Genomic DNA, 7386 nt, shown 5'->3' on the forward strand with positions numbered 1-7386 from the left:
GTTCCCCTTAATGTAATGGGTTAAAGTATTAAATCTTACTGTAATGAAAAGAGGGTAACGAATGAATAAAGAGTCCATTTATGGTTTAACATTCGAACAATTGACAGCGTGGCTTTCGGACCATGGCCATAAAAAATTCAGAGCTTCCCAAGTCTGGGAGTGGCTTTATAGAACACGTGTGACGAGTTTCTCTGAAATGACGGATGTTAATAAAGAGTGCATAAAATTACTTGAAGAGCACTTTGTCATCCAGACTTTGACTGAGCACGTCAAGCAAGAAGCAGCGGATGGCACGATCAAGTTTCTGTTTAAATTACAGGATGGCAACCTTATCGAAACGGTTATGATGAGACATAAATATGGAATTTCGGTTTGTGTAACCACCCAAGTGGGCTGTAATATTGGCTGCAGTTTCTGTGCAAGTGGATTATTGGCCAAAAGCCGTGATTTATCCAGCGGGGAGATAGTGGAACAAATCATGAACGTTCAACTGCATCTTGATAAATTGGAAAAAGGTGATGTTGTAAGCCATGTTGTTGTAATGGGTATTGGCGAACCGTTCGATAACTTTGAAAATATGTTAGACTTTTTGAAAGTGCTCATGGACCATAAGGGTCTTGCTATCGCGGGCAGGCGCATTACTGTTTCGACAAGCGGTCTTGCCCATAAGATCTATGAATTCACCGATACTCAATTACAGGTGAATCTGGCCATCTCATTGCATGCGCCGAATAATGAGCTCAGGACACAAATCATGAAGATAAACCGAGGCATCCCAATAGAAAAATTGATGAAATCTCTTGATTATTATTTAGAGAAAACGAATAGGAGAATTACGATCGAATATATCCTATTGAAAGATGTCAATGACCATAAAGAAGAAGCCGAGCAACTTGCCGATCTTCTTGATGACAAAAAACATCGTCTCTATGTCAACCTGATCCCATATAATCCTGTAGATGAGCATAGCCAATACCAAAGAAGTGACAAAGAGTCCGTTCTCTCGTTTTATGATACGCTGAAAAAGAGAGGCATCAATTGTAAAATCCGCCAAGAACATGGAACGGATATAGATGCGGCTTGCGGTCAGCTTAGAAGTAAACAAATCAAAAAAGCCGAAGCTAAGTAAATTCATTAAAAAACAAAAAGAGGACGCATATTTTGCGGCCTCTTTTTTGTGTAATTTCATTATTTAGCTATTTCCTTTACCGAGGCGACTTCATACGTTGTAAGCTCGCTGCCTAGAATTGGAGATTCTTTTTTTGCTTCACCGGAACCTGGTTCAGGTCGTTTATGTGCAGCTTTGAATGCATCGCTATTTCTCCAAGCCGTAAAGTTATCAAGGTTTTCCCAGTACATATTAACGCTAAGCTCATCGTGATCCGTCAAATTCTGCGTTAATAATACTTCAACTTTTACGAAGCCTTCCATCGTATCAAGTGGACCTGGTGCAGTAAATCCTGGGGCCATGACTGCACCCATCCCTTTTTTGACTCTGATTCTATTCGTTACGATTATCATAATGAGTCCTCCTTTTGGCCATCGGTTTGGAATATACACCCTTTATTTCCGCAATTTCATACATATTTTAGCATATTGAAAGAAGCAGGGTCCATTTTGATTAACTTCATTCATGGGGCATTGAAGACATTGTTTCAATGAAGACGGACGTTTCATTATATTGAAATAGAACAATTGAATTTGGATATTACAAGGTTTATCGATGCATATCGCGTATAATAGAACTCTGTATAAGGAAATTACGATTATGGGAACAATAAAGCAACATACTAAACAACAAAAGAGGCTGTTATATGAATGAATTGAGTTTTACTGATTATACATTAAGCGATGAAATTGTTAGGGCATTAGAAAGCTTGGGATATCAACGTCCAACCGAAGTACAGCGCGAAGTGATTCCAGTGGCGCTGAAAAAGCGGGATCTTGTCGTTAAATCGCAAACAGGAAGCGGCAAGACCGCTTCATTCGGCATACCGATCTGCGAAATGGTCGATTGGGAAGAGAATAAGCCTCAGGCGCTTATTCTAACACCGACACGTGAGCTCGCCGTGCAGGTAAAAGAGGATATTACGAATATTGGCAGATTTAAGAGGATAAAGGCTACTGCAGTTTATGGAAAGCATCCATTCGCACTGCAAAAAGCGGAATTGAAACAAAAAAGCCATGTAGTCGTCGGAACCCCGGGTCGTGTTCTGGATCATATCGAGAAAGGGACATTCGCCTTGGAACGCTTAACTCATTTAGTTATAGATGAAGCGGATGAAATGCTGAATATGGGCTTCATCGAACAAGTGGAAGCCATTATTAAGGAGCTTCCGAAAGATCGAGTAACCATGCTGTTCTCTGCTACATTACCTGAGAGTATAAAAAAACTATGCAAGCAATATATGAAAGATCCTTTGGATATTGAAATCAAAGCAAAGGGTTTAACGACGGAGAAAATTGAACATGCCCTTATAGAAGTGAAAGAAGATGATAAGTTTTCCCTGCTTAGAGACGTAACCATCATTGAAAACCCCGATAGCTGCATCATTTTTTGCCGGACGAAAGATAGGGTGGATCAAGTATGTGAACAGCTGCTGGAGCTGGAATATCCGTGTGATATGATTCACGGCGGCATGCTTCAGGAAGATCGCCTTGCAGTGATGAATGAATTCAGAAGAGGTGAATTCCGCTATTTGGTTGCAACAGATGTTGCTGCCCGTGGAATTGACATCGACAATATAACCCATGTAATTAACTATGACCTGCCATTGGAAAAGGAAAGTTACGTACATCGAACGGGAAGAACGGGCCGTGCCGGTAAAAAAGGAAAAGCCATTACTTTTGTGACGCCGTACGAAGACAAATTCCTTACCGAGATCCAAGGATATATCGGTTTTGAAATCCCTAAGATGACTGCTCCATCTAAAGAGGAAGTTTCCAATAAAAAAACGGAATTCGAAGCCAAACTGGAAGCCCGTCCAAAAATCAAAAAAGATAAAAGTGAACAATTGAATAAACAAATCATGAAGCTGTATTTTAATGGCGGCAAGAAAAAGAAACTCAGGGCTGTGGATTTTGTCGGAACCATCGCAAAGATTGATGGAGTGAATGCAGAGGACATCGGGATCATTACGATCCAGGATAATGTTTCTTATGTGGAAATATTGAATGAAAAGGGACCGCTTGTCTTGAAAGTGATGAAAAATACGAAAGTGAAAGGCAAGCTTTTGAAGGTTTCAGAGGCCTTTAAGAACTAAAGATGTCGAATAAAAAGAAGCGGGAAGACCGAAAATCGGTCTTCCCGCTTCTTTTTATTCAAAACTGGGGACAGGAAGAATTCGACCTACCGGGGGAAAATTCGACCTACACACAGATAATTCGCCCTCCCCCGAAATGATCCGTCCTCACTGAAATAGTAGTTTTTTTGTTTATGAGGAGGTTAAGATTCTTTCTCCAAATTCTGTTTAACCGTCAAAACAGAGTGGTATATGAGGAAGGATAATGCGATTATTTCGAAACAATAAATACATCTGTTTGTAGAAAAAAGGGGTTTATCTAATTTTAAAACAAAGTTGATTGGAACGTAAGGTGCAGGACTCCTGCGGGAAAAGCGAGTCCAGGGGAGACCCCGCAGGCGCAAAGGCGCCGAGGAGGCTCACGGACCGCCCGCGGAAAGCGAGTGCCTGGAGTCGAAGTCAACGACCCTGTAGACAATAAACAACGCGATTTAATCTGAATTCTTAGACATGGAGGGATTGAGTGGGATGACGAAAGCAAATGAAAGCGGAAGAATCAATGGGCAAAGTAAGCAGCGGCAGCTGGATCAATATCGAGTGGACGATAATGGGAAAAAGATGACGACTAACCAAGGTTTGCGTGTTTCTGAGGATGAGCATTCTTTGAAAGCGGGAACCCGTGGTCCAACTTTGATGGAGGATTTTCATTTTCGTGAAAAAATGACTCATTTTGACCATGAGCGTATTCCTGAGCGGATTGTCCATGCGCGTGGATCTGGAGCACATGGATATTTTCAGGTATATGAACCGATGACCGAATATACAAAAGCCAAGTTTCTTCAAGACCCTTCAGTCAAGACACCAGTATTCGTTCGTTACTCCACGGTGGCAGGTTCCCGCGGATCGGCAGACTCGGTCCGTGATGTAAGGGGATTTTCCACAAAGTTTTATACGGAGGAAGGAAACTATGATTTGGTCGGAAATAATATTCCGGTATTTTTTATCCAGGATGCCATTAAGTTCCCGGATTTAATTCATGCGGTTAAACCGGAGCCTCATAACGAAATACCTCAGGCGGCATCTGCCCATGATACGTTTTGGGATTTCGTCGCCAACAATGAAGAAACGGCACATATGGTCATGTGGCACCTATCTGATAGGGCCATACCGAGAAGTTTCCGGATGATGGAAGGGTTTGGTGTCCATACATTCCGTTTTGTAAATGAACAAGGCGTGGCCCATTTTGTTAAATTCCATTGGAAGCCTGTACTGGGAGTAAAATCCCTTGTCTGGGATGAGGCACAGAAAATTGCAGGGAAGAATCCTGATTTTCACCGCCAAGATCTGTGGGAAGCGATAGATACCGGGAATTATCCTGAATTTGAATTTGGCGTCCAAATGATTAAGGAGGAAGATGAATTCAAATTCGACTTTGATATCCTTGATCCTACTAAACTATGGCCGGAAGAACAAATCCCGGTTAAAATAATCGGAAAAATGGTTTTGAACCAAAATACGGATAACTTTTTTGCAGAGACGGAACAGATAGCTTTCCATCCGGGGCATGTTGTACCGGGTATTGATTTTTCAAATGATCCGCTGCTTCAGGGACGTTTATTCTCATACACCGATACCCAGCTATCCAGATTGGGAGGACCGAACTTCCATGAGCTACCGATTAATAGGACGGTTGCCCCCGTTCATAATAATCAGCGCGATGGCATGCACCGGATGTCAATAAATCCAGGGCCGGTCAGCTACCACAAAAACTCCCTTGCAGGCAACTCTCCTGAACCTGCTTCGGAAGGGGAAGGCGGCTATGCACATTACCAGGAGAAGGTCGATGGCAGGAAGGTCCGGCAGCGCAGTGAAAGCTTCAAGGATCATTACAGCCAGGCTAAACTATTTTGGAATAGCATGACGGAAGTGGAGAAGGAGCATATTATTCAGGCTTTCCACTTTGAAGTGGGAAAAGTGAAAAGTAAGGATGTTCAGCAGCAAATTGTCGAGATGTTCAGCAATGTGGATGTTGAACTGGCCAAAACGATCGCCATGGGAGTGGGCGTGAATCCTCCAGCCAACAAAATTGAGGTTCAAATGGACTTGGCTTCTCCGGCTTTAAGCCAGGAGCAAATGAAAGTGAACACGGCCGCAACAAGAAAAGTGGCAATCTTGGCTGCAGATGGTTTCAACGGTTCAGAGGTTAATCAAGTCTTGGAATCATTTAAATCGGCAGGTATAACGGCTGAATTCATCAGTCATAATCGTGGAGTGGTTACAAGTTCTGAAGGACAGCAGGTCGAGGTGAACCAGACATTCCTGACAGCCGATTCGGTACTTTTCGATGCTGTATATGTGGCAGGGGGGCAGGGGAGTGTCGATGCTTTAATGGCATCCAAGGAACCCATTTACTTTGTTGATGAAGCCTACAATCATTTCAAAGCGATTGGTGCGGGAAAAGAAGGGGCCATGATCTTATCGAAGGCAGGCATCATTTCCAATGATCCAGCTTCAGGCATTGTAGCTGTTACGGATCAAAATAGCGGTTCTGCCTTTATCGAGGCAATTGCCAAGCACCGTCACTGGAAACGCGCTTAATATCTATTGAAAACCCCCAGACTTGAAGTCTGGGGGTTTATTTCAATAGATATTTCGTATCAAGCTACTTTGCTTTTTCTTCAAAAAGTGATGCAATGCCAACGATCACTTTAGTGGACAATATCATATTATCAACGGAAATAAACTCATATTTTCCATGAAAGTTCTCCCCGCCCGTAAAGATGTTGGGTGTTGGCAGGCCCATATACGATAATTGAGATCCGTCCGTACCACCGCGTATTGGCGAGATTTTCGGTTTTATATCGAGTTTCTCCATTGCTTCATGGGCGATATCCACGATTTCCTTCACAGGCTCAATTTTTTCCTTCATGTTGAAGTATTGGTCGTGTAATTCGAGCTGGAATCGGTTTTGCCCATATTTTTCTTTTAAATCTTCGATTCCTTTTGTTATATATTCCTTGCGTTCATTGAATCTTTGGCGGTCGAAATCCCTGATGATGTAAGAAAGCTTGGTCTCTTCCACATCACCATGAAAGGAAAGCAGGTGATAAAATCCTTCGTAACCCTCCGTATATTCCGGTGCTTCTGCCGCTGGGAGCATATTATGGAATTCCATGGCGATTTTTGCCGAATTCACCATTTTTCCTTTAGCCGTACCAGGGTGAATATTCGTCCCTTTGATCAGGATTTTGGCCGATGCTGCATTGAAGCTCTCATATTCAAGTTCCCCAAGCGGGCCACCGTCCACGGTGTAGGCAAATTGGGCACCAAAAGCATCTACATCAAACTTATGGGGTCCCCTGCCGATTTCCTCATCGGGGGTAAAAGCAACACGGATTTTTCCATGCTTGATTTCCGGATGCTTGATCAAATAATCCATGGCAGTCATGATTTCGGCAATTCCAGCCTTATTATCTGCTCCCAACAGGGTTGTCCCATCCGTCGTAATCAAGGTATGCCCTTTATAGTTCTTAAGCGAAGGAAAATCATCAGGTGAAAGAATGACATCCAATTTTTCATGTAAAGTAAGATCTTTGCCATCATAGTTGTCGACGATTTGCGGTTTTACATCTTTTCCGGTGAAATCCGTTGCTGTATCGACATGGGCCAAGAAACCGATTGTCGGAACATCCTTATTTGAATTGGCTGGCAAGGTTGCCATGACATAGCCGTTCCCATCAATTGTCACATCCTTCATCCCAATGGATTGAAGTTCCTTGACCAATGCATTTGCCAAGGTCAGCTGTCCGGGTGTAGAAGGGCATGAGGGATTTTCCTCATTCGATTGGGTATCCACTTTCACATAAGAAGTGAATCTTTCAATGATTTCATTTTTCACTTTTCCTTCAACTCCTTTTCCCCTTATCTTACCATGATTGACTGTAATGGAAAAATTATCTTTTTCCAAATCTTCTTGGGTGGTGTAATCAGCAAAGAACAGCATATCTGCAAAAGACATGCCGTTCCTTGCTATCTCTTTTTAGAGTGGATTATTCAAGGCCCATACGGATACGCTTTTTCCATGAACGGGGAAGGTAGCGAACCCATCTTCTTCAATGGTGATGTGGTCATCTCTATGATAGGT

At 42.6% G+C, this 7386-nt stretch carries 5 protein-coding genes; 3 read left to right on the forward strand and 2 right to left on the reverse strand.

Features of this window, described 5'->3' with window-relative positions; all coding sequences use genetic code 11:
* The first annotated feature begins 61 nt into the window (after positions 1–61).
* Entirely contained in the window at positions 62–1129 is a 1068-nt protein-coding gene (rlmN, locus tag AC1DVB_RS11315; RefSeq protein ID WP_095678798.1) for a dual-specificity RNA methyltransferase RlmN, read from the forward strand.
* 59 nt (positions 1130–1188) lie between these two features.
* On the opposite strand, the gene AC1DVB_RS11320 is transcribed toward rlmN, so the two are convergent.
* A complete protein-coding gene (locus tag AC1DVB_RS11320; protein ID WP_057278265.1) occupies positions 1189–1521 on the reverse strand; it encodes a heme oxygenase in 333 nt (110 codons plus the stop codon).
* A 293-nt stretch (positions 1522–1814) separates the two neighbouring features.
* Between AC1DVB_RS11320 and AC1DVB_RS11325 the strand changes: the two genes are divergently transcribed.
* Both AC1DVB_RS11325 and AC1DVB_RS11330 read left to right on the forward strand, forming a co-directional pair.
* Positions 1815–3263 (forward strand): DEAD/DEAH box helicase, encoded by a 1449-nt coding sequence (locus AC1DVB_RS11325; RefSeq protein WP_477589268.1) that lies wholly within the window; start codon positions 1815–1817, stop codon positions 3261–3263.
* 507 nt (positions 3264–3770) lie between these two features.
* Positions 3771–5840 (forward strand): catalase, encoded by a 2070-nt coding sequence (locus tag AC1DVB_RS11330; protein ID WP_278089001.1) that lies wholly within the window; start codon positions 3771–3773, stop codon positions 5838–5840.
* 64 nt (positions 5841–5904) lie between these two features.
* Here AC1DVB_RS11330 and pepT read toward each other — a convergent pair whose 3' ends face one another.
* The gene (gene pepT / locus AC1DVB_RS11335; protein WP_477589271.1) at positions 5905–7140 is read right to left on the reverse strand and encodes a peptidase T; all 1236 of its coding nucleotides are present in this window, start codon (positions 7138–7140) and stop codon (positions 5905–5907) included.
* Positions 7141–7386 lie beyond the last annotated feature (246 nt).

It is taken from the genome of Peribacillus sp. P4_D6, from assembly GCF_056401795.1.